18 protein-coding genes and 2 tRNA genes are annotated in these 21,286 nt (G+C 70.3%); 10 read left to right on the top strand and 10 right to left on the bottom strand.

Features of this window, described 5'->3' with window-relative positions; translation table 11 throughout:
- Positions 1 to 20: 20 nt before the first annotated feature.
- From rpmE to argS, 7 genes are all read right to left on the bottom strand, one after another.
- On the bottom strand, positions 21 to 251 hold the full coding sequence (gene rpmE / locus ACFC06_RS23710) for a 50S ribosomal protein L31 (RefSeq protein WP_022567395.1): 231 nt from the start codon (positions 249 to 251) through the stop codon (positions 21 to 23).
- Positions 252 to 455: 204 nt separating this feature from the next.
- Complete coding sequence (gene rho, locus ACFC06_RS23705) at positions 456 to 2,534, bottom strand: transcription termination factor Rho (protein ID WP_375935048.1); 2,079 nt, start codon at positions 2,532 to 2,534, stop codon at positions 456 to 458.
- 264 nt (positions 2,535 to 2,798) lie between these two features.
- A complete protein-coding gene (gene thrB / locus ACFC06_RS23700; RefSeq protein ID WP_375935045.1) occupies positions 2,799 to 3,728 on the bottom strand; it encodes a homoserine kinase in 930 nt (309 codons plus the stop codon).
- A 25-nt stretch (positions 3,729 to 3,753) separates the two neighbouring features.
- Positions 3,754 to 4,848, bottom strand: coding sequence for a threonine synthase (thrC, locus tag ACFC06_RS23695; protein WP_375935042.1), 1,095 nt, complete (start codon positions 4,846 to 4,848; stop codon positions 3,754 to 3,756).
- The gene (locus ACFC06_RS23690) at positions 4,845 to 6,194 is read right to left on the bottom strand and encodes a homoserine dehydrogenase (protein ID WP_375935039.1); all 1,350 of its coding nucleotides are present in this window, start codon (positions 6,192 to 6,194) and stop codon (positions 4,845 to 4,847) included. Before ACFC06_RS23690 ends, thrC begins: the two co-directional genes overlap by 4 nt.
- Positions 6,191 to 7,606, bottom strand: a complete 1,416-nt coding sequence (lysA, locus tag ACFC06_RS23685; RefSeq protein ID WP_375935036.1) for a diaminopimelate decarboxylase — start codon at positions 7,604 to 7,606, stop codon at positions 6,191 to 6,193. Before lysA ends, ACFC06_RS23690 begins: the two co-directional genes overlap by 4 nt.
- Positions 7,607 to 7,640: 34 nt before the next feature.
- Positions 7,641 to 9,302, bottom strand: a complete 1,662-nt coding sequence (gene argS / locus ACFC06_RS23680; protein WP_375935033.1) for an arginine--tRNA ligase — start codon at positions 9,300 to 9,302, stop codon at positions 7,641 to 7,643.
- Between the two features lie 89 nt (positions 9,303 to 9,391).
- Between argS and ACFC06_RS23675 the strand changes: the two genes are divergently transcribed.
- From ACFC06_RS23675 to ACFC06_RS23640, 8 genes are all read left to right on the top strand, one after another.
- Complete coding sequence (locus ACFC06_RS23675; protein ID WP_375935030.1) at positions 9,392 to 10,276, top strand: DUF3105 domain-containing protein; 885 nt, start codon at positions 9,392 to 9,394, stop codon at positions 10,274 to 10,276.
- Positions 10,276 to 10,986: a DUF305 domain-containing protein gene (locus tag ACFC06_RS23670; RefSeq protein ID WP_375935027.1), complete on the top strand. Its 711-nt coding sequence runs from the start codon at positions 10,276 to 10,278 to the stop codon at positions 10,984 to 10,986. The genes ACFC06_RS23675 and ACFC06_RS23670 overlap by 1 nt, the downstream gene beginning before the upstream one ends.
- A 112-nt stretch (positions 10,987 to 11,098) precedes the next feature.
- Positions 11,099 to 11,171, top strand: a tRNA-Arg gene (locus ACFC06_RS23665).
- Between the two features lie 104 nt (positions 11,172 to 11,275).
- The gene (locus ACFC06_RS23660; protein ID WP_375935025.1) at positions 11,276 to 11,875 is read left to right on the top strand and encodes a hypothetical protein; all 600 of its coding nucleotides are present in this window, start codon (positions 11,276 to 11,278) and stop codon (positions 11,873 to 11,875) included.
- Between the two features lie 70 nt (positions 11,876 to 11,945).
- The gene (locus tag ACFC06_RS23655) at positions 11,946 to 12,944 is read left to right on the top strand and encodes an extracellular solute-binding protein (protein ID WP_375935022.1); all 999 of its coding nucleotides are present in this window, start codon (positions 11,946 to 11,948) and stop codon (positions 12,942 to 12,944) included.
- Positions 12,945 to 13,013: 69 nt separating this feature from the next.
- Positions 13,014 to 13,088, top strand: a tRNA-Cys gene (locus ACFC06_RS23650).
- 38 nt (positions 13,089 to 13,126) lie between these two features.
- A complete protein-coding gene (locus tag ACFC06_RS23645) occupies positions 13,127 to 13,690 on the top strand; it encodes a MarR family winged helix-turn-helix transcriptional regulator (protein WP_375935019.1) in 564 nt (187 codons plus the stop codon).
- Between the two features lie 49 nt (positions 13,691 to 13,739).
- The gene (locus tag ACFC06_RS23640; RefSeq protein WP_375935016.1) at positions 13,740 to 14,798 is read left to right on the top strand and encodes a hypothetical protein; all 1,059 of its coding nucleotides are present in this window, start codon (positions 13,740 to 13,742) and stop codon (positions 14,796 to 14,798) included.
- Here ACFC06_RS23640 and ACFC06_RS23635 read toward each other — a convergent pair.
- Complete coding sequence (locus tag ACFC06_RS23635) at positions 14,795 to 15,589, bottom strand: enoyl-CoA hydratase (RefSeq protein ID WP_375935013.1); 795 nt, start codon at positions 15,587 to 15,589, stop codon at positions 14,795 to 14,797. The genes ACFC06_RS23640 and ACFC06_RS23635 overlap by 4 nt on opposite strands.
- 118 nt (positions 15,590 to 15,707) lie before the next feature.
- Between ACFC06_RS23635 and ACFC06_RS23630 the strand changes: the two genes are divergently transcribed.
- Positions 15,708 to 16,256 carry a hypothetical protein gene (locus tag ACFC06_RS23630; RefSeq protein ID WP_375935011.1) on the top strand — a complete coding sequence of 183 codons (549 nt, stop codon included), beginning with the start codon at positions 15,708 to 15,710 and terminating at the stop codon, positions 16,254 to 16,256.
- A 51-nt stretch (positions 16,257 to 16,307) separates the two neighbouring features.
- On the opposite strand, the gene ACFC06_RS23625 is transcribed toward ACFC06_RS23630, so the two are convergent.
- A complete protein-coding gene (locus ACFC06_RS23625) occupies positions 16,308 to 17,258 on the bottom strand; it encodes a DUF2157 domain-containing protein (RefSeq protein ID WP_375935008.1) in 951 nt (316 codons plus the stop codon).
- 135 nt (positions 17,259 to 17,393) lie between these two features.
- On the opposite strand from ACFC06_RS23625, the gene icmF reads away from it, so the two are divergent.
- Positions 17,394 to 20,615: a fused isobutyryl-CoA mutase/GTPase IcmF gene (gene icmF / locus ACFC06_RS23620; RefSeq protein WP_375935005.1), complete on the top strand. Its 3,222-nt coding sequence runs from the start codon at positions 17,394 to 17,396 to the stop codon at positions 20,613 to 20,615.
- Here the strand turns inward: icmF and ACFC06_RS23615 are convergent.
- Positions 20,612 to 21,262 carry a TetR/AcrR family transcriptional regulator gene (locus ACFC06_RS23615; RefSeq protein WP_375935003.1) on the bottom strand — a complete coding sequence of 217 codons (651 nt, stop codon included), beginning with the start codon at positions 21,260 to 21,262 and terminating at the stop codon, positions 20,612 to 20,614. The genes icmF and ACFC06_RS23615 overlap by 4 nt on opposite strands.
- Positions 21,263 to 21,286: the final 24 nt, after the last annotated feature.

The raw sequence follows: 21,286 nt of genomic DNA, 5'->3' as shown, positions 1-21,286 counted from the left end.
CCGGGCGTCGGAGGAGGCAACTAGGAGGCGTCGGCCTTCTTGCCCGCGCGCTTGCCGTAGCGCGCCTCGAAGCGGGCGACGCGACCGCCGGTGTCGAGGATCTTCTGCTTGCCGGTGTAGAACGGGTGGCACTGCGAGCAGACCTCGACGGTGATCTGGCCGGACTCCTTGGTGGAGCGAGTCTGGAAGGTGTTGCCGCAACCACACACGACGGTGGTGTCGACATACGTGGGGTGGATTCCTGCCTTCATGGGCGTCCTCTCGATAATGGTCGCCGGGTCGTACACCGCTGGAGCGCGGGATACGTGAACCGGAACCGACTAGGCGGGATGTCTGCGAACGCGCAGACACACAGCGAGCCAGTATGCCAGATCTGCTCACTGCCTCCGAAAACGCCCCCGACCACCGATTTGTTCCGGGAACGGAAAAGGCCCCGCCGGAGCGGGGCCTTCTCGTCACTCGTCCAGAGCGCCCGGTGCGGTCTTGGAGACCTGCATCAGGAATTCCAGGTTGTTCTTGGACTTCTTCAGGCGGTCGATCAGCAGATCGATGGCCTGATGCGAGTCCAGGCCCGAGAGCACCCGGCGCAGCTTGTGCAGCACCGCGGCCTCGTCCGGGGACATCAGCAGCTCGTCCTTGCGGGTACTCGACAGGTTCACGTCGACCGCGGGGAACACCCGGCGCTCGGCGATCTTGCGGTCGAGCTTGAGCTCGGCGTTGCCGGTGCCCTTGAACTCCTCGAAGATCACCGTGTCACCGGTGGAGCCGGTCTCCACCAGCGCCGTGGCGATGATGGTGAGCGAGCCGCCGTTCTCGATGTTGCGCGCCGCGCCGAGGAACCGCTTGGGCGGGTACAGCGCGGTCGAGTCGACACCACCGGAGAGGATGCGGCCCGAGGCGGGCGAGGAGTTGTTGTACGCGCGGCCGAGTCGGGTGATCGAATCCAGCAGCACCACAACGTCTTTGCCCATCTCCACCAGGCGCTTGGCCCGCTCGATGGCGAGCTCGGCGACCGAGGTGTGGTCGGCCGGCGGCCGGTCGAAGGTGGAGGCGATGACCTCACCGCGCACCGAACGCTGCATGTCGGTGACTTCTTCGGGACGCTCGTCGACCAGCACCACCATCAGGTAGCACTCGGGGTTGTTGGTCGCGATCGCGTTGGCGATGTCCTGCACGACGGTGGTCTTACCCGCCTTGGGCGGGGAGACGATCAGCGCGCGCTGGCCCTTGCCGATCGGCATGATCAGGTCGATCACGCGGGTGCTCAGCTTGTTGGGCGTGGTCTCCAGGCGCAGCCGCTGGTTCGGGTACAGCGGGGTGAGCTTGGTGAAATCGGGACGGCGCTTGGCCGCCTCCACCTCGCCGCCGTTGACCGTGTCCAGGCGCACCAGCGGGTCGAACTTCTGGCGCTGGTTGCTCTGCTCGCCGTCGCGCGGGGCACGCACCGCGCCGGTGATCGCGTCACCGCGGCGCAGGCCGTTCTTGCGGACCAGGTTCATCGAGACGTACACGTCGTTCGGGCCGGCCAGGTAGCCGGAGGTCCGCACGAACGCGTAGTTGTCGAGGACATCGAGGATGCCGGCGACCGGCTGCAGGACGTCGTCCTCGCGGATCTCGAAGTCGCGGGCCTCGCCGCCACCGCCCCCGGCGCCACCGTCGCGGTCACGCCCGCGACGACGCTCACGGAACCGGCGGCCACGGCGGCCACGGCCACCTTCCTCGTCGTCACCGCCACGGTCGTCGCGGGGACCGCGATTGCCGTTCTGGTTCTGATTCTGGTTCTGGTTGCGCTCGGCGCGGTCGCCGCCCTGACGTTCGCCGCGCTCGCCGCCCTGGCGGTCGCGACGGCGTTCGCCCTGCTCACCGGCCTCGGGCTTGTCGGCCGGAGCCTGCTTGGGCTCCTCGGCGCGGTTCTCGGCGGGAGCGTTCTCGCCGCCACCGGAACGTGCCTGGTCACGACCACGACGCTGCCGTCCACGGCCACGCTGACCGCCCTCGCGGGCGGTGTCGTCACCGGACTCGGCGGACGCGTCGGCCTTGGCCTGCTCGGGCTTGGCCTGCTCGGGCTGCGCCTGCTCGGCCGGGGCCTGCTCGGTCACGGCCTGCTTCGCGGCGGCCTTGTCGGCCCGCGCGGCGCGCTCCGACTTGGCGGGCGCGGACTTGGCGGGCGCTTCGCTGCGCGGAGCCTCGCTCTCGGCGGGCGCCTCACGCTTGGCCGGAGCCTCGGACTTCGCGGGCGCGTCGGCCGTCACGGCGGCGGCCTGGGCGGGCTTGTCCGCTTTCGCCGGCGCACCGGCCTGGTTCTCCTTGATGGCGGCGATGAGATCGCCCTTGCGCATCCCGGAGGTGCCTCGGATACCGAGCTCCCCCGCCAATGCGCGCAACTGCGGCAACAGCATTCCAGTCAGCCCCGATCGTGCGACGTCGGTGTGTTCGCTCATTGTCGAAATCTGTCCGGATTCACTTTCGCGGCCGCCCGAGTTCGTAGGGTCTGAATCCACCCCGGGTGTCGCGAGCAGGTCCGTTTCTGTCACGGAAGTCCTTTCCTTCCCTCGAATGCCGTGTGCTGAGTCGAGGGTTCGTTCCGTAGACCCGGCAATACCTGCCGAGCTCGGATTACGCGTCCAGCAGGACGCCTGTGCCGTACTACCCGCCCCGCCGGACCGGAGGCTTCGCCACCAGAGGAAAGTGGTAAGGGGAGCGATTGCCCTGATGAAGCACCGGCGTCTGATGCGCACGATGTACGGACTTGCACAGAATAGCTGCCCATTGCGAACAACGGCAAGGCAGGCACGCCGTCAGTCGATCAGCACGCCGTCCGCGATACCCGGCTCGACGACCCGGAGCCCGTCGGATTCGGCCTCTTTGCGCAGCTCATCGGGGAAATCCTCGGTGGTCAGCGCGAGAATGGTGGGGCCCGCTCCCGAGACCGTGGCCGGGATGCCCGCGGCGCGCAGCCGCTCGATCCAGGCGGTGGTCAGCGGTAGCGCGGGCGCACGCTGGGTCTGGTGCAGCCGGTCGGCGGTGGCCGCCATCAGCAGGTCGGGGCGCTCGGTCAGGGCCACCACGGCCAGCGCCGCCCGGCTGACATTGAACGCCGCGTCCCCGTGCGGCACCAGCTCGGGCAGCAGCCCGCGGGTGTGCGCGGTGGAGGAGCGTTCCTGCGGGATCAGCACCACCGGGCGCAGCGTGGCGGCCGGGTCCAGGCGCACGGCCCGGTAGGACCGGGTGATGTCGGCGTCCTCGGTCTCGGTCCACGACACCACGATTCCGCCGAGCACGCTGGCCGCGGCGTTGTCGGGATGACCCTCGAACTCCGAGGCCAGCTGCACCATGCGGTCGGCGTCCAGGCGCAGCTCGGGATCGAACTTCGCGGCCAGGCCGGCGCCCGCGGCCAGGCCACCGACCACGGCCGAGGCGCTGGAGCCGAGCCCGCGCGAGTGCGGGATCACGTTGCGGCACACCACGTCGAGACCGTCGGCCCAGACGCCCAGCGACTCCAGGCCGCGCTCGATCGCGCGCACGACCAGATGCGTTGGGCCCCACGGCACGTCGTCGGCGCCTTCACCCTCGACCCGGATCTGCAGACCCGATTCGGCCGTGCGCACCACGATCTCGTCGTAGAGGCCCAATGCCATTCCCAGGCAATCGAATCCGGGGCCGAGGTTGGCGGTGGACGCGGGAACACGCACGGTCACTTCGAGACCGGCGGGCAGGGTCGCTGTCATCAGCCTGCTCTCGCGTGCGCTCAACTCAGGCCAGCTCGAGTTCGCGGGCGATCGCCACGGAGTCGACGGCCACCGGCTTGACCTCGGGCATCCCGGCCAGCGCGTTGTCGGGGTCCTTGAGACCGTTACCGGTCACCGTGCAGACCACGGTCAGGCCCGAATCCAGCCAACCTTCCTGGCGGGCGGCCAGCAGACCGGCCACGCTCGCGGCCGAGGCGGGCTCGACGAACACGCCCTCGGTCGCCGCGACCAGGCGGTAGGCGGCCAGGATCTCCTCGTCGGTGGCCGCGCGGAAGGCACCACCGGACTGCTCCTTGGCCTCCATCGCGCCGTTCCAGGACGCCGGAGCACCGATGCGGATGGCGGTGGCCACGGTCTCGGGGTCCTTCACCGGCGCACCGTTGACCAGCGGCGCGGCACCGGCGGCCTGCACGCCGAGCATGCGCGGCAGGCCCGAGGTGATGCCGTCGGCGTGGTACTCACGGTAGCCACGCCAGTAGGCGGTGATGTTGCCCGCGTTGCCCACCGGCAGCACGTGCACGTCGGGCGCCTTGCCCAGGACGTCGCAGATCTCGAACGACGCGGTCTTCTGGCCCTCGATGCGCGCCGGGTTCACCGAGTTCACCAGACCGACCTCGGGGAAGTCGGAGGTGACCTTGCGGGCCAGCTCGAGACAGTCGTCGAAATTGCCCTCGACCTGGATGATCTTGGCGCCGAGCATCACCGCCTGGGCCAGCTTGCCCATCGCGATCTTGCCCTGCGGGATCAGCACCGCGCACTCCATGCCCGCGCGGGTGGCGTACGCCGCGGCCGAAGCCGAGGTGTTACCGGTCGAGGCGCACAGCACGGCCTTCTGACCGCGGTACTTGGCGTCGGTCATCGCCATGGTCATGCCACGGTCCTTGAACGAACCGGTCGGGTTGGCGCCCTCGACCTTGAGGTAGACCTCGCAACCGGTCAGCTCCGACAGATGCGTCGCGGGGACCAGCGGGGTACCACCCTCGAACAGGGTGACCGGCTCCCAGTTCGCGGCACCTTCGAGCCGATCACGGTAGGCCGCGATCAGACCCGGCCAGCGCGAGTGCACGCCGAGCTGGGGGGCGATGCCAATGGTGCTCATTCTTCGGTGCCTTCCAGTCTGAGAACGCTGGTCACAGAGGTGACGGAATCCATCTCCGCCAGTACCGCGACAGTATCGGCCAGCGAGGACTCCACCGCATGGTGGGTCACGACCACGAGCCTGGCGCCTTCGCCATGGCCCTGCTGACGCACGGTGGAGATGCTCACGCCGTGCTGGGCGAAGGTGTCGGCGACCGCGGCGAGCACGCCGGGACGGTCGGCGACCTGCAGGTTCACGTGGTAGCGGGTGGGGGTGTCGCCGATCGGGGCGATGGGCAGCTCGGCGTAGACCGATTCGCCCGGCGCCCGGCCGCCGTAGAACTTGTTGCGCGCGGCCATCACCAGATCGCCCAGCACGGCCGAGGCGGTCGGCGCACCACCGGCGCCCTGACCGTAGAACATCAGCCGGCCCGCGTTGTCGGCCTCGACGACCACGGCGTTGAACGCGCCGTTGACCGAGGCCAGCGGGTGCTTGCGCGGGATGAGCGCCGGGTAGACGCGCACCGACACCCGATCCTTGCCACCCTCGGCGGCCCCGGGCTCACCCGGACCGGACGGCACACGCTCGCAGATGGCGAGCAGCTTCACCGTGCAACCGACGGCCGAGGCGGTCTCGAGATCCTCGGCGGTGATCTTGGTGATGCCCTCGCGGTACACATCGGCCGCGGTCACGCGGGTGTGGAAGGCCAGCGAGGCCAGGATGGCGGCCTTGGCTGCGGCGTCGAAGCCCTCCACGTCGGCGGTCGGGTCGGCCTCGGCGTAGCCCAGCGCGGTGGCCTCGGCGAGCACGTCGTCGTAGGCGGCGCCGGTCTCGTCCATCGCGGAGAGGATGAAGTTGGTGGTGCCGTTGACGATGCCGACGACCTTGTTCACCCGGTCACCCGAGAGCGACTGGATCAGCGGACGCACCACCGGGATGGCCCCGGCGACGGCGGCCTCGAAGTACAGGTCGGCACGGCTGGCCTCGGCGGCGGCGGCGAGCTCGCCGGTGTAGTCGGCCAGCAGCGCCTTGTTGGCGGTGACCACGGACTTGCCCGCGCTCAGCGCGGCACCGATCAGCGCACGGGCCGGGTCGATCCCGCCCATGACCTCGACCACCAGGTCGACGTCGTCACGGGTGACCAGCGCCTCGGCGTCGGTGGTGAGCAGCTCGGCGGGCAGGCCGCGGTCCTTGGTCACGTCACGCACGGCCACGCCGCGCAGCACCAGCGGCGCGCCGACGCGCGAGCGCAGGTCCTCGCCGTTGTCGCGCAGCACGCGCACGACCTCGGTGCCGACCGTGCCCATGCCGAGCACGGCCACACCCAGCGGACGCCCGGCATCCCCGTTGTTCGCGCTCATTGTCATACCTCCAGGCTCAGCAGGTCCGCCACCGTTTCCCGGCGCAGTATCAGCCGCGACTCCCCGTCACGCACCACGACCACGGCGGGCCGGGTGAGCTGGTTGTAGCGGCTCGACATCGAGTAGCAGTACGCGCCGGTCGCCGCGACGGCCACCAGGTCGTCGGGGGCCACGTCGGCCGGCATCCAGGTGTCGCGGATGACGATATCGCCGCTCTCGCAATGCTTTCCGACCACGCGCGCGACCACCGCGTGCGCCTCGGAGGAGCGCGAGACCAGACGGCAATCGTAGTCGGCCTGGTAGAGCGCGGGGCGGATATTGTCGCTCATCCCGCCGTCGACGCTGACGTAGCGACGCCGCGCGCCCCCGTCGAGCTCGACGTCCTTGATGGTGCCCACCTCGTAGAGGGTGACGGTGCCGGGGCCCGCGATGGCGCGGCCCGGCTCCACGGCGATGACCGGCTCGGGCAGCCCGGCCCGCTCGGCCTCCGCGGCGACCAGCTCGCGCAGGCTGGCGGCGAACTCGTCCAGCGGCGGCGGGTTGTCGGCGGGCAGGTAGGAGATGCCCAGGCCGCCGCCCAGGTCCAGGGTGGCGATCTGCGCGGTGCGCTCGATGCCGAACTTGTCGATGGCCTCGCGCAGCAGGCCGAGCATGCGGCGCGCGGCGATCTCGAAGCCGTCGATCTCGAAGATCTGCGAGCCGATGTGGCTGTGCAGGCCGACCAGGCGCAGGTTGTCGGTCTCGAAGACCCGGGCCAGCGCCTCCATGGCGTCGCCGCCGGCGATCGAGAAACCGAACTTCTGGTCCTCGTGGGCGGTGGAGATGTACTCGTGGGTGTGCGCCTCGACGCCGACGGTGACCCGGACCAGCACGTCCTGGACCACACCCGCCGCACCGGCGACCGCCTCGAGCCGGTCGATCTCGTAGAGCGAGTCGACCACCACGTGCCCGACACCGGCCGCGACGGCGGTCTCGAGCTCGGGCACCGACTTGTTGTTGCCGTGCAGGGCGATGCGCTCGGCCGGGAAACCGGCATTGAGCGCGACGGCCAGCTCGCCACCGGAACACACGTCCAGCGAGAGACCCTCGTCGCGGATCCAGCGCGCGATCTCCCCGCACAGGAACGCCTTGGAGGCGTAGTGCACGCGGGCGTTGGGGCCGAAGGCGGCCACCATGTCGCGGCACCGGGTGCGGAAGTCGTCCTCGTCGATGACGAACAGCGGCGTGCCGTACTGCTGGGCCAGCTCGGTGACCGGCACGCCGGCCAGCCGGACCACGCCGTCGTCGCCGCGGGTGGCGTTGCGCGGCCAGACGTTGGCCGGGAGATCGATCATCTCCGCGGGGTCGCTGGGGCGCTCGGCCAGGCTCGGCGCGTGCGGGATCTCAGCGTGCCGGGGACCGGCGGGGTGTGCACTCATCGCGGTGCGTCCTTCCTGACAGGCTTGCCGGTGTTCACATGCGCTCCGGTGCGCTGACGCCGAGCAGGGCGAGGCCGTTGGCCAGCACCTGGCGGGTGGCCTTGACCAGTTCCAGCCGGGCGGCGTTGAGGGGGGTGACCGCGTCGTCGCCCTTGGGCAGCACGCGCATGTCGTCGTCGGACTGGAACGGGTGGTAGACCCCCGCCAGTTCCTCCAGATAGCGGGCGATGCGGTGCGGTTCGCGGGTCTCGGCGGCGGTGGCGACCACGCGCGGGAAATCGCCGAGGGTGCGGATCAGGTCGCCTTCGCGGGCCGAGCTCAGCAGCGCGAAGTCGGGTTCGATGCTCGCGAACTCGGCGTACTTGGCGGCGTTGCCCAGGATGCTGTTGGTGCGCGAGTGGGCGTACTGCACGTAGTAGACCGGGTTCTCGCTGCTGGCCTTGGTCCACAGGTCCAGGTCGATGTCGATGCTCGAGTTCACCGAGGAGCGCACCAGCGAGTAGCGGGCGGCGTCGACACCGATCTGCTCGACCAGGTCGTTGAGCGTCACCACGGTGCCCGCGCGCTTGCTCATCTTCACCGCCTGGCCGTCCTTGACCAGGTTCACCATCTGGCCGATCAGCACCTCGACGGTGTCGGGGTCGTCGCCGAAGGCGGCCGCGGCGGCCTTCAACCGGCCGATGTAGCCGTGGTGGTCGGCGCCGAGCATGTAGATGGCCAGGTCGAAGCCACGGGCGCGCTTGTTCTGGAAGTAGGCGATGTCACCGGCGATGTAGGCGGCGTTGCCGTCGCTCTTGAGGACCACGCGGTCCTTGTCGTCGCCGAACTCGGTGGAGGCGATCCACCAGGCGCCGTCCTTCTCGTAGAGGTTGCCGGAGTTCTTGAGCTGCTCGACGGCCCGCTCGACGGCACCGGAGGCGAACAGTTCGCTCTCGTTGAAGTACACGTCGAAGTCGGTGCCGAAGTCGTGCAGATCCTGCTTGATCTGGGCGAACATCTGCTGCACGCCCTCGCGCCGGAACAGCTCGTGGCGTTCGTCGGCGGACAGAGTCAGCACGTCGGGGTGCGCGGCGACGATGCCGGAGCTGATCTCCTGGATGTACTCGCCCGCGTAGCCGTCCGCCGGGGTCGGCTCGCCGAGGGCGGCGGCGACCAGGGACTTGGCGAAGCGGTCGATCTGCGCGCCGTGGTCGTTGAAGTAGTACTCGCGCGTCACCTCGGCGCCCTGAGCGGCCAGGATGCGGCCCAGCGCGTCACCGACGGCGGCCCAGCGGGTGCCACCGAGGTGCACCGGGCCGGTGGGGTTCGCGGAGACGAACTCGAGGTTGATCGCGGTGCCGGTCAGCGCGGCGGCGGTGCCGTACGCCTGCCCCGCGGTCAGGATCTGGGTGACGATCGCGCCCTGCGCCGAGGCGGCCAGGCGGATGTTCAGGAAGCCGGGTCCTGCGACATCGGCCACATCGATGGCGTCGGTGGCCGCGAGCGCCTCGGCCAGCCAGCCGGCCAGCTCGCGCGGATTGGTTCCCACCTTCTTGGCCACCTGCATGGCCACATTCGTGGCATAGTCGCCGTGTTCGGGGTTGCGCGGACGCTCCACTGTGACCTGCTCGGGCAGGACCGACGAGTCCAGTCCACGTTCGACAAGCACCTTCGCGGCGGTGGTGCGAAGGAGATCTGCAAGGTCAGCTGGAGTCACGAGTCTCTATCCTATTGGCTGGGCGCCTCGCAACCACGACCGCCCGGTACGAACGTCCCGATCCACACGTCGAAAGAGCACATCCAGCGATGCCGAGCAGGACCAGCGCCACATCAGCCAAGGCCGTCCGGGCCGCGGGGAAATCGTCTCCGTCGCGCAAACCCGGAAAGGGAAAGCTTCCCGGGAAGAAGCGGGAGGTCCCGTGGGCGCTGCTCGGCGCGGGTGTCGCCATCGTGGCGCTGATCGGCCTGCTGGCCTACAGCCTGGTGCCCAAGTACCTGGACCAGGCCGCGATCCGCGAGGCGCAGACCGACCTCAAGGAATGGGTGCCCTCCAAGGACAACCAGGACCCGTCGGCCAAGATCGAGGGCGTCGTCAAGCAGGACTACCCCGCCGGGCTGCACGTCACCCCGGAGCAGCGGGTGGCCTATGACAAGTCCCCCGCCTACGGCGGCCCGCACGACGGCGCCTGGGCCAACTGCACCGGCACCGTCTACGCCAAGCCGATCCGCATGGAGAACGCGGTGCACTCGCTCGAGCACGGTGCGGTCTGGATCGCCTACAACCCCGACAAGGTCGACGCCGCGGGCGTGGAGAAGCTGTCGAACTTCGTCAAGGGCCGTCAGTTCAGCCTGATGTCGCCGTACCCCGGCCTGGACTCGGCCATCTCGCTGCAGTCGTGGGGTCACCAGCTCAAGCTGGACTCCGCCGACGACGCGCGCATCAAGCAGTTCATCTCCGCCCTGCGCGAGAACCCCTACGCCTACCCCGAGGTCGGCGCGAGCTGCTCGAACCCGATCTTCGACGCGAACAACCCGCCGCCGTTCGACTCCTCGCCCTACGGCCCCGAAGCGGTGCCGATGGACGGCGCGGGCCTGAGCCAGGACCAGTCCGAACTCGCCGGCGCGGGCGGCGGGGGCATCCCCGGCGTCCCGAGCATCCCGATGCCCGGCGGCCTGCCCTCGGGTCAGTAGTGAGCACCGAGGTCGAACCCGAGGAGACCGCACCCGAGCCGGGCACCCGCCGCCCGGCCGGGGCGATCCTGGTACTCGGCGCCATCGGGCTGCTGCTGCTCGGCGCGGTGGCGGGCGTGCTGCTGCGGATGCCGCTGGACAAGGCCGACGACCCCGCCCCCGGCCCGGTCGACATCGGTTTCAGCCAGGACATGGCCGCCCACCACGCCCAGGCCGTCGACATGGCCGGCGTGGCGCTGATCGCCTCGACCGACAACGACGTGCGCAGGCTCGCCTACGACATCCTCACCACCCAGCAGAACCAGATCGGCCGCATGCAGGCCTGGTTGCAGCTGTGGGGCGAGACCAACCAGAACGTCGACGGGTTCATGGGCTGGATGAGCGAGCACGGCGACGGCGCGCACGGCCACGGCGGCGCCACCGAGCACGAGATGTCGGGCCCGATGACCACCATGCCCGGCATGGCCAGTCAGGAGGAGATGACGGCCTTGCGCCAGGCCACCGGTCCGGCGCTGGACACCATGTTCCTGCAGCTGATGCTGCGCCACCACCAGGGCGGCGCGCCGATGGCCGAGTACGCGGCCGAACACGCCGACGTCGCCGCGGTGCGGCTGCTGGCCCAGCAGATGGCCAAGGCCCAGGCCAGCGAATCCGCGCTGATGACGAGCATGCTCGCCGCCCGCGGCGCCACCCCGCTGCCGCTGAACTGACCCCGGTGCCGGACCGGGTCAACCACCCGGCCCGGCACCGTTTTTGGCGCACCGCACTCCATGCGATACGCTGTCGCTGCCCGATCGCCCCACAGCGACCGGCCACTATCCCGCCCTCGTAGCTCAGGGGATAGAGCGTCTGCCTCCGGAGCAGAAGGCCGCAGGTTCGAATCCTGCCGAGGGCACAGCAGTTCGAGGTCCCGTCCGTTCGGTCGGGGCCTCGTTTGCTTTGAGTTCGGTTCCACAGCGGTTGCGGGGGCCAGGCCCCCGATGACATCAGGAGCGGGCCATGACCAATCCCCCCGAGGGGCAGCAGCCACCGAACATTCCTTCCGGGCCGCCGGGATATCCGCACGCCGGTTTCGAGGGCGGCGCGAACCCGGTTCCCGGCGCACCGGGCAATCCCGATGTGTTCCCGCCGCCGCAGCCGCCGAAGAAGAAGCGGACCGGCCTGTTCGTCGGGCTCGGCATCCTCGCCCTGGTGGTGATCGGCGCGGTGATCACCGGTGTCGTGCTCACCCTGCAGGGCCGCACGCCGCTGTCCTCGGACGAGAAGAAGATCGAGGTCGCCATCCGCGACTTCTACGACACCCTCGACTCCGAGGGCTTCATCGCCGCCGCGGCCCTGGCCTGCACCGCCGACCGCACCGAGATCGACAACCTCTCCGACGAGCAGCGCAAGCAGTTCGACGCGGCCACCGTCCAGGTGACCATCGACGAGGTCAAGGACATCGTCGTCACCGGCGACACCGCCAAGGCCACCGTCACCGGCCAGCTCACCCTCTCGGTCGAGGGCGAGGAACCCAACACCGAGTCCAGCACCGAGGAACACCTCGCCAAGGAAGACGGCACCTGGAAGATCTGCTCGGTCCCGGCCACCAAACACTGACCGAACCTCCTTGCCGCCCGGGGTATTTTGCTGGAGGAAGCCTCACAACCCCGGGGCGGGAAGGACGTCGATGATCGTGCGCGGCCGGTGGCTGCTGGCGGCGACGCTGGTGGTGGTGTTCGGGCTCGGGGGGTGTGGGTCGTCGGCGGGGCGTGACGAGATCACCGTGTACAGCGGGCAGGACGTGGGGTTGGTGGCCGAGTGGGCGGCGGCGTTCACCGAGCAGACGGGGATCGAGGTGATCGTGCGATCCGGGGGTGATGCCGCGCTGGGTGATCAGTTGGTCGAGGAAGGGGCCGACTCCCCCGCCGACGCCTTTCTCAGCGCGAACGCGCCGGTGATGACCCTCGTCGACGACGCCGGACTCTTCGCCGAACTCGACCGCGCCACCGTGGACCAGGTGCCGCAGCGGTATCGACCCGCCACCGACACCTGGGTCGGAACCACCGTGCGCACAACAGGATTCGTCTACAACCTCACGGGTCTGCCGGTCGGGGAACTGCCCACCTCGATGCTAGATCTGGCCCAGCCGAGGTGGCAGGGCCGGTGGGCCGCGGCGGCGGCGAGTTCGGATTTCCAGGCGATCGTGGCGGGTCTGCTGGCGCAGCGCGGCGAGGACGCGACCCGGGCCTGGTTGCGGGGTGTGCGGGCGAACGCGGTGACGTTGCCCGACGGTGCCGCGGTCGTCGCGGCGGTGAGCACGGGCCGTCCCGCGTCCGGGCTGGCCTTCCAGAATGCCTGGTACCGGGCCACCGGTCAGCAGGCCACGACCGCGCTGCACACCTTTCCCGGCCAGGACCCGGGCGCATTCCTGAGTGTCGGCGGTGGGGCCGTGCTGCGGTCGAGCACGAAACACGAACAGGCCCGGAAATTCCTCGCATTCGTCACGGGGCGGATGGGTCAGGAAATCGTTCGCGACGGCGGTTCGATGCAGTATCCGGTCGCGGACGATATCGGCGCCGACCCCGCCCTGCCGCCGCAGGCCGGGCTCACGGCGCCGGTCATCGACCCCGCCCGGCTCGACGCGGTGCGCGCCGACGCGCTGCTCACCGAGGCCGGGTTGCGCTGAGATGGGTTCGGATCACGCTGATCGCAACTCTCGTCCGCGGCGCCCGCGCACGGCACTATCAATGGCGAGGCGGGCGTGGCTGAGTGGTTTAGGCAACGGTCTGCAAAGCCGTTAACGCGGGTTCAATTCCCGCCGCTCGCTCCAACGGGGAAAGCGGTCCGGGTCGTGAAATGATCGGATTCATGTCACGACCCGGACCGCTTTCCCAGGACCCCATCGCCGAGGCGTACCGGCAGTGGATCGAACACGGCTGGGGTTCGGTGGCCGACGGGATGGCGCTGGTGACCTCCCTGGTGCGCGCCCAGCAGATCGTGATGGCCCGGGTCGACGTGGCACTCAAGCCCTCCGGACTCACCTTTTCCCGCTATGAGCTGCTGCAACTGCTCAGTTTCAGCAAGACCGGCGCCCTGCCGATGGCCAAGGCCAGCGCCCGGTTACAGGTGCATCCGACCAGCGTGACCAATACCGTCGACCGGTTGGAGGCGGCCGGCCTGGTGAACCGGGTGCCCCATCCCACCGATCGCCGGGCGACCCTGATCGAGATCACCACTGCCGGAAGGGAATCCGTGGCAGCGGCGACGGAGGCACTCAACGCGCAGGTCTTCGCCGAGCCCGGTCTGCCACCGGAAAGCGGGCGCGAGCTGCTGCGACTGCTGGCGCAGTTCCGCCACGACGCGGGCGACTTCGAGACCGGCGACCCGGAAAACCTCGCATTCCACGCGACCTGGCGGCCCGACCCGGAATAACCTCCCGGCACCCTTGGCAGCCGGGGCAAAAGCGGTCACCATGGACCGCATGGTGCTGGTCCTGGGGGTCTCGGCGGGTGCGGGCGGTGCTCGCGCCGTGCTGACCCACTCCGATCAACCCCAGCTCCCGCCCCTGGACCGGGTCAGGGTGCCGCGCAGGCCCGGCGCCTCGGTCGCCGAATCGGTGCTCACGGCGGTGCGCCGGATGCGGGTGGCCGCGCTGGCCCGCGACGAATGCGTCACCGACACGGTGGTCACCTGCCGGTCGGAACTGCACGCCGACGCCGTGCGCGCCGCCGCCGGACAGTCACTGGCCATCGTCGACGAACCCCTCGCCCAGCTGCGCTATCTGCGCTTCACCGGTCAGCTCCCCGCCGCCGACTCGGTGATCCTCTACGACCTCGGCTGCTCGGGCCTGACCATCACCCACGCCGACTGCCGCACCGACACCATCCTGGCGAGCAGGCGCAGCACCGTCCTGAGCGGCGACGGCTACGACGCGCTGCTGCGCTGGCAGCTGGCCCGCGACGGCGTCGCCACCGACGCGCGCACCAGCCGCGCGCATCGCGAATCGCTGAGCCGGGAGCGAGTGGTCACCGCCACCGACGCCTACACCGGCGAGCGCGCGGTGCTGACCCGCAGCGACCTGGCCGGACTGTGTGACGAGGGGTTGCGGCATTCGGCCGGTTTCGTGCGGCAGCTGATCGCCGAGACCGGGGTGAGGCCCGGTGCGCTGGTGCTGCTTGGCGGATGCACCCGCAATCCGACCCTGCGCGCGGATCTGGCCGGGCTGGTGGGTCTGCCGCTGGTCTACGACCCGGAACCGGAGTACGTCTCGGCCAGGGGCGCGGTGCTGCTGGCCGCGCGACGGCCCTCGGCCCGCCTGCGGATGACCCGCCTGCGCGCGGGCGCGGCCGAGGCCGCCCGGGCCGGACAGCTTCGCCCGGCCCGGCGCAGACTGCTCGCCGCGGTGGCGGTCACGGCCACCCTGGGCGGTGCGGTGGCCGGGCTGATCGGCACCGACAGCGCGCCGCGGTCCCCCGAGAAGGGGACCACGCCGCCCACCGCGCAGTTCCTCGACGGTTCGCCGCGCTGGAAACCGAATTAGCTGTTGGTGAAGTTCGCCGGCCGCTTCTCGACGAAGGCGGCCATGCCTTCCTTCTGATCGTCGGTGGCGAACAGCGAGTGGAACACCCGGCGCTCGAACCGCAGGCCCTCGCCCAGGGTGGTCTCGAAGGAGCGGTTCACCGCCTCCTTGGCGATCATGGCCACCGGCAGCGACATCGAGGCGATGGTCTGGGCGGTCTCGAGCGCGGTGTCGAGCAGCTGGTCGGCGGGCACGATGCGCGAGACCAGACCGGCCCGCTCGGCTTCCTCGGCGCCCATGTTGCGGCCGGTCAGGATCAGGTCCATGGCCTTGGCCTTGCCGACGGCGCGGGTCAGCCGCTGCGAGCCGCCGATGCCGGGGATCACGCCGAGCTTGATCTCGGGCTGACCGAACTTGGCGTTGTCGGCGGCGATGAGGATGTCGCACAGCATGGCCAGCTCACAGCCACCGCCGAGGGCGTAGCCTGCCACGGCGGCGATGGTGGGCTTGCGGAAGTTCGCCAGGCGGTCCCAGCGGGCGAAGAAATCGGCCATGAACATGTCCATGTACGACTTGGGCGCCATCTCCTTGATGTCGGCGCCCGCCGCGAAGGCCTTCTCCGAGCCGGTGATCACCACGGCGCCGATGGAGTCGTCGTTCTCGAGTTCGTCGAGCGCGGCGACGACGTCGTCGAGGACCTGGGCGTTGAGGGCGTTGAGGGCCTTGGGCCGGTTCAGCGTGATCCAGCCGACCCCGCCCTTCCCGTCCGCGCCGCCCTTGCGCTCCAGCAGAATCGTCTCGAATTCGGTCACGGCACCCTCTTGTTCCTCAGTGGTCACGGATGCCCGAACGATACCGAGCCGCGACGGCACTCGCGGCACGCCCCGTGCGCGGCCTTCCGTTCGCGCCTCGCTGCGGCACAATCGGGACATGGGCACCGACCACTTCGTGCGGATCAGCCGCCTGCGGGCACTCATCGACCACGAGAACACCGGCGCGGGCGAGCGGGCCACCGCCCAGCGCATGCTCGACCGCATCCTGCGCAAGTCCCCCGCCGGGCCCGCGGCCACGCATCCGGACCGGGTCTACGGCGCCCGGCACGACCGGCCCGGCAGGCACGCCAGTACGTCCTCGATCGTGGAGTCGGTGCGCGAGGACATCACCTTCGCCCGGCTGTTCTCGGTAGCGGGCGAACCCGGTGAGGTGCGCGTGCACAGTCCGCTGGCGGCCGCGCCCGCCGAGGTCACCGTGCGGGTGAGCACGCCGTTCGCCGACCAGATCGTCGTCACCATCGACGACATCCCGCCGGAGTGGGGCTGGGAGGCCGACGAGTTCGAGCGCACCACCGCGACCGCCGACCTGCGCGGTTTCGCCGAGGAGCTGGCCGAGATCATCGACAGCTACAACCACGACGGCAGCGATGTGGGCCCGCGCTTCTTCCGCACGATCCGCGCCCAGCAGACCACGCTGCTGCGCTGAGCACCCGCACGCGGCTTCGACGGGCACCGGACCCATTCGGCGCACCCACGGCTACCTCGGACGCAGCACCAGCACGATCAGTCCCACCGTGAGCACCACCGCCCCGATCGCCAGCACCAGGCTCGCCACCGCCGGACCGCCGCCGGTTTGCTCGGCGACCAGCTGACCCACCGCGATCGCCACCGTCGCCGCCCCGCCCACCACCAGCACCGGCTCGCGCCGCAGCGCGTAGAGCCCCAGGCAGCCCAGCCCGATCAGCCCGGTGAGCAGCGGCCGCCACAGCGAATCCCCGAAGGTCACCGACTGCGCGCCGAGCACCGCGATCACCCCGCCGAGCAGGTATCCGGCCCACTCCGCGACCAGCAGCCGCGCCCAGGCCAGGCCGAACCACATCCCACCGAACACCAGCAGCGCGATCCCCTGCCACGGCGAGCGGACGACGACGGCATCGCTCACCGCGTACACCGCCGCGACACCGAACCCGGCCACCGCGACCATGCCCAGCACGGTCGGCACCAGCAGATACCCGAGCACCGCGACCAGCAGTCCGGCGAGCACGGCCGGAGGCCCGGCGGTGCCGTGCTCGCCGAACGCCGTCGCCACCGCCCCGGCCGTCGCCCCGGCCGCGAGCACCAGCAGCACCGCCGCCAGCCGCACCCGCCCGGCCCCGGCGATCGGCACCCGCCGGAACACCCCGCGGCACCCGCCCGCCAGGATCACGGCCCCGCCGACCGCGCACCCGGCCACGACCGCCAGCAGCACCACCCGCCCCGACTGCGCCACCTCGCTCCACGCCCGCCCGAGGAACAGGGCCAACCCCGCCGCGACCAGCCCGGCCCCGAGATAGGCGACGATCTCCGCGGCGACCCGTCCCGCGGGCGCCCGGCCCGCCCGTTCCTGCTCGTCGACCGCGCGCAGGACCGCCGCGCGCTGCTCGCCGCTGATCACCCCCGACGCCACCAGCCGTTCCAGCGCCACACCCACCCTGTGCTCGCGAACCATCCGTGCAGTATGTCGAGCGGGGGCCGAATCCCGGCCCAGCACGGCGGAGCGTTTCCCGGCACAGTGACGCCGTTCACACTAGAATTAGTTTGATGTCCGAGTATCGGGCGTGCGACCAGTCGGCGGAGGAATCCCATGGGCGAGTCCAGCGCACTGCATGTACCTGTTCATCCGGTGCGGTTCGTGACGTCGGCGGCGCTGTTCGACGGTCACGACGCCGCGATCAACATCATGCGGCGGATCCTGCAGAGCCAGGGCGCCGAGGTGATCCACCTGGGCCACAACCGCTCGGTCCGCGAGATCGTCGACGCGGTGCGCGAAGAAGACGCGCAGGGCGTGGCGGTGAGCTCGTATCAGGGCGGCCACATCGAGTTCTTCGAATACCTCGCCCGGTCGCTGCGCGAGGCGGGCGCCGGCCATGTGCGGATCTTCGGCGGAGGTGGCGGGGTGATCGTCGCCGAGGAGATCGAGCGGCTGGCCCGCGGCGGGGTGCGGATCTTCTCCCCCGAGGACGGTCAGCGCCTCGGCCTGCCCGGCATGATCAACGAGCTGATCCGCGAGTGCGATGTGGACCCGGCCGCCGAACCTCCCGACCTGGACGCCCTCTACACCGGCGACCGCAACGCCCTGGCCCGCACCCTCACCTGCCTCCAGCAGGGCGCGCTGAACGACTCGGACCGCACGGCGATCCTGGCGGCCGCGGCCAAGCGCCGCGTGCCCGTCCTCGGGATCACCGGCACCGGCGGCTCCGGAAAGTCCTCGCTCACCGACGAATTGGTGCGCAGGCTCCGCACCGACCAGCAGGACAAGCTGCGCGTCGCGGTGCTGGCCGTCGACCCGACCCGCAGGCGCGCGGGCGGCGCCCTGCTCGGCGACCGCATCCGGATGAACGCCCTGGACGGCGAACACGTCTACTTCCGTTCCCTGGCCACCCGCGGCAATCACGAACTGCCCGACGGCATCGACACCATGATCGCCGCCTGCAAGGCCGCCGGGTACGACCTGGTCGTGCTGGAGACCCCGGGCATCGGCCAGGGCGACGCGGGCATCGTCGACCACGTCGACGTGGCGCTGTACGTGATGACGCCCGAGTTCGGCGCCGCCTCCCAGCTCGAGAAGATCGACATGCTCGACTACGCCGACGTGGTCGCGGTCAACAAGTACGAGCGCCGGGGCGCGGCCGACGCGGTGCGCGATGTGGCACGCCAATTGATCCGCAACCGTGCGGAATTCGGCGCCACCCCCGCCGACATGCCGGTCTTCGGCACCAGTGCCGCCACCTTCGACGACGACGGCGTCACCGCCCTCTACCAGCACCTGACCGGCCTGCTCACCGGCCACGGCCTGCACCTCGAACCCGGCGCGCTGCCCCGGGTGGACACCAGGGTCTCCACCCGCTTCGCCCAGCTCGTTCCGCCCGCCCGGGTCCGCTACCTGGCCGAGATCGCCGAGACCGTCCGCGCCTACCACGCCACGACGGTCACGGAGTGCGCTGCGGCACAACGGATTCAACGACTGAGCCTGGTACACGACGAACTGCCCGACGACACCGCCGTCACCGAGCTGCTCGACCGCGCCCGCGCCGCCCTGTCTCCCGAATCCGCCGCCCTGCTGGCCGACTGGCCCGCGCTCGCCGAGAGCTATCGCGGGCAGGAGCAGGTGGTCCGCGTGCGCGACCGCGAACTGCGCACCCCGCTGCGCCGCGAATCCCTGTCCGGCTCCAGCATTCCGCGCGTCGCCCTGCCGCTCTACACCGACCACGGCGAACTGCTGCGTTTCCTGCGCGCGGAGAACCTGCCCGGCCGATTCCCGTTCACCGCGGGCGTCTTCCCGTTCAAGCGCGACAACGAGGACCCCGCGCGCATGTTCGCCGGTGAGGGCGATCCGGCCCGCACCAACCGCCGCTTCAAGGTTCTCAGCGCGCACGCCGAGGCCACCCGCCTGTCCACCGCCTTCGATTCGGTGACCCTCTACGGTCACGACCCGGCCGAGCGTCCGGACATCTACGGCAAGGTCGGCACCTCGGGCGTCTCGGTGGCCACCATCGAGGACATGCGCACCCTGTTCGACGGTTTCGACCTCTGCGCGCCCACCACCTCGGTCTCGATGACCATCAACGGCCCCGCCCCGACCATCCTCGCCTTCTTCCTCAATGCCGCGATCGACCAGGCGCGCGACCGCTTCACCGAGGCCGAGGGCCGCGCGCCTACCGCGCAGGAGGCCGCCGAGATCCGGGCGCGCACCCTGTCGACCGTGCGCGGCACCGTGCAGGCCGACATTCTCAAGGAGGACCAGGGCCAGAACACCTGTCTGTTCTCCACCGAATTCAGCCTGCGCATGATGGCCGACGTCCAGGAATGGTTCGTGCGCAACACTGTCCGCAATTTCTATTCGGTGTCCATTTCCGGCTATCACATCGCCGAGGCGGGTGCGAACCCGATCAGCCAGCTCGCCTTCACCCTGGCCAACGGCTTCACCTATGTGGAGACCTATCTGGCGCGCGGTCTGGCGATCGACGATTTCGCGCCGAATCTGTCGTTCTTCTTCTCCAACGGCATGGACCCCGAATACACCGTGATCGGCCGGGTCGCCCGCCGGATCTGGGCGATCGCGCTGCGCGAGCGCTACGGCGCGAGCGATCGCGCGCAGAAACTCAAGTACCACGTGCAGACCTCGGGTCGCTCGCTGCACGCACAGGAAATGCAGTTCAACGACATCCGCACCACCCTGCAGGCGCTGATCGCGGTCTACGACAACTGCAACAGCCTGCACACCAACGCCTTCGACGAGGCCGTCACCACGCCCACCGAGGATTCGGTCCGGCGCGCGCTGGCGATCCAGCTGATCATCGCCAAGGAATGGGGTCTGGCGATGAACGAGAATCCGCTGCAGGGCAGTTTCGTCGTCGACGAACTCACCGATCTGGTCGAAGAGGCGGTACTACTCGAATTCGAGCGGATCAGTGAACGCGGCGGCGTGCTCGGCGCCATGGAGACCGGTTATCAGCGCGGCCGCATCCAGGACGAGTCCCTGCACTACGAACAGCGCAAACACGACGGCACCCTGCCGATCGTCGGGGTGAACACCTTCCGCGGACCCGACGACGCCGCCGCGCACGGCCCGATCGAACTGGCCCGCGGCACCGAGGCCGAACGCCGGTCCCAGCTCACCCGGCTGCGCGAGTTCCGCGACGAGCACAGCGAGCAGGCCCATCGCGCGCTGGCCCGGCTGACCGAGGTGGCCCATACCGACGGCAATATCTTCGAGGTGCTGATGGACGCCGCGCGGGTGTGCACCTTGCAGCAGGTCACCGACGCCTTCTTCGCAGTGGGCGGGCAGTACCGGCGCACCGTCTAGCCGCCGATCACCTCCGGCGGCAGGAACGCCCCGCCGAGCTGCACGGCGATGGCGGCGGTGTGTTCGACCAGGCGCTCGGCGTCCACGTCGAGGGCGCCGCTGCGCCAGGCGGTGAGCAGCTCGATGAAGCCGCCGATACCTGCCAGCGTGCTCATCCGGAACGCCGTCTCGTCGATGCCGTCGCGCAGGTAGGGCCAGGCGACCGCGGTCAGCAGGGTGGTGGAGTCGGTGAGCATGCTCTGGCGGCGCCGTTCGAGCACCGCGCTGCCCGCGTGCTCGGCCAGCAGGATGCGGGCGCGGCCGCGCTGATCGGTCTGCAGGGCCACCGCCCGCGTGATCGCCGCGTGCAGGATCTCCAGCGGGGTGCGCTCGCTGTTCTCCGCCACCACCACGGCGAGATCAGCGAAGACCTCGGCGCACACCTCGTCCCAGGCCACCCCGAGCAACTCGTCGCGGTCGGCGAAGTTCTCGTAGAAGTACCGGTCGTTGAGCCCGGCCCGCTGACACACTCCGCGCATGGTCACCGCGGCCCAGCCGCTGTCGAGCCAGATGTCCAGCGCCGCGGACACCAGCGCCTCGCGCCGCTGCGCCCTGCGCTCGTCGGCGGTCCGCCCACCCCAGGTGCGGGCCGGTGCACGTACATCCATGGTTGACAAAGTACCCCGTCACGC

The sequence above is a fragment of the Nocardia sp. NPDC056064 genome (assembly GCF_042266925.1).
Taxonomy (GTDB): Bacteria; Actinomycetota; Actinomycetes; order Mycobacteriales; family Mycobacteriaceae; genus Nocardia.
The sequence above is the reverse complement of the archived record's forward strand: the minus strand, read 5'-3'. Positions and strand labels throughout refer to the sequence as shown.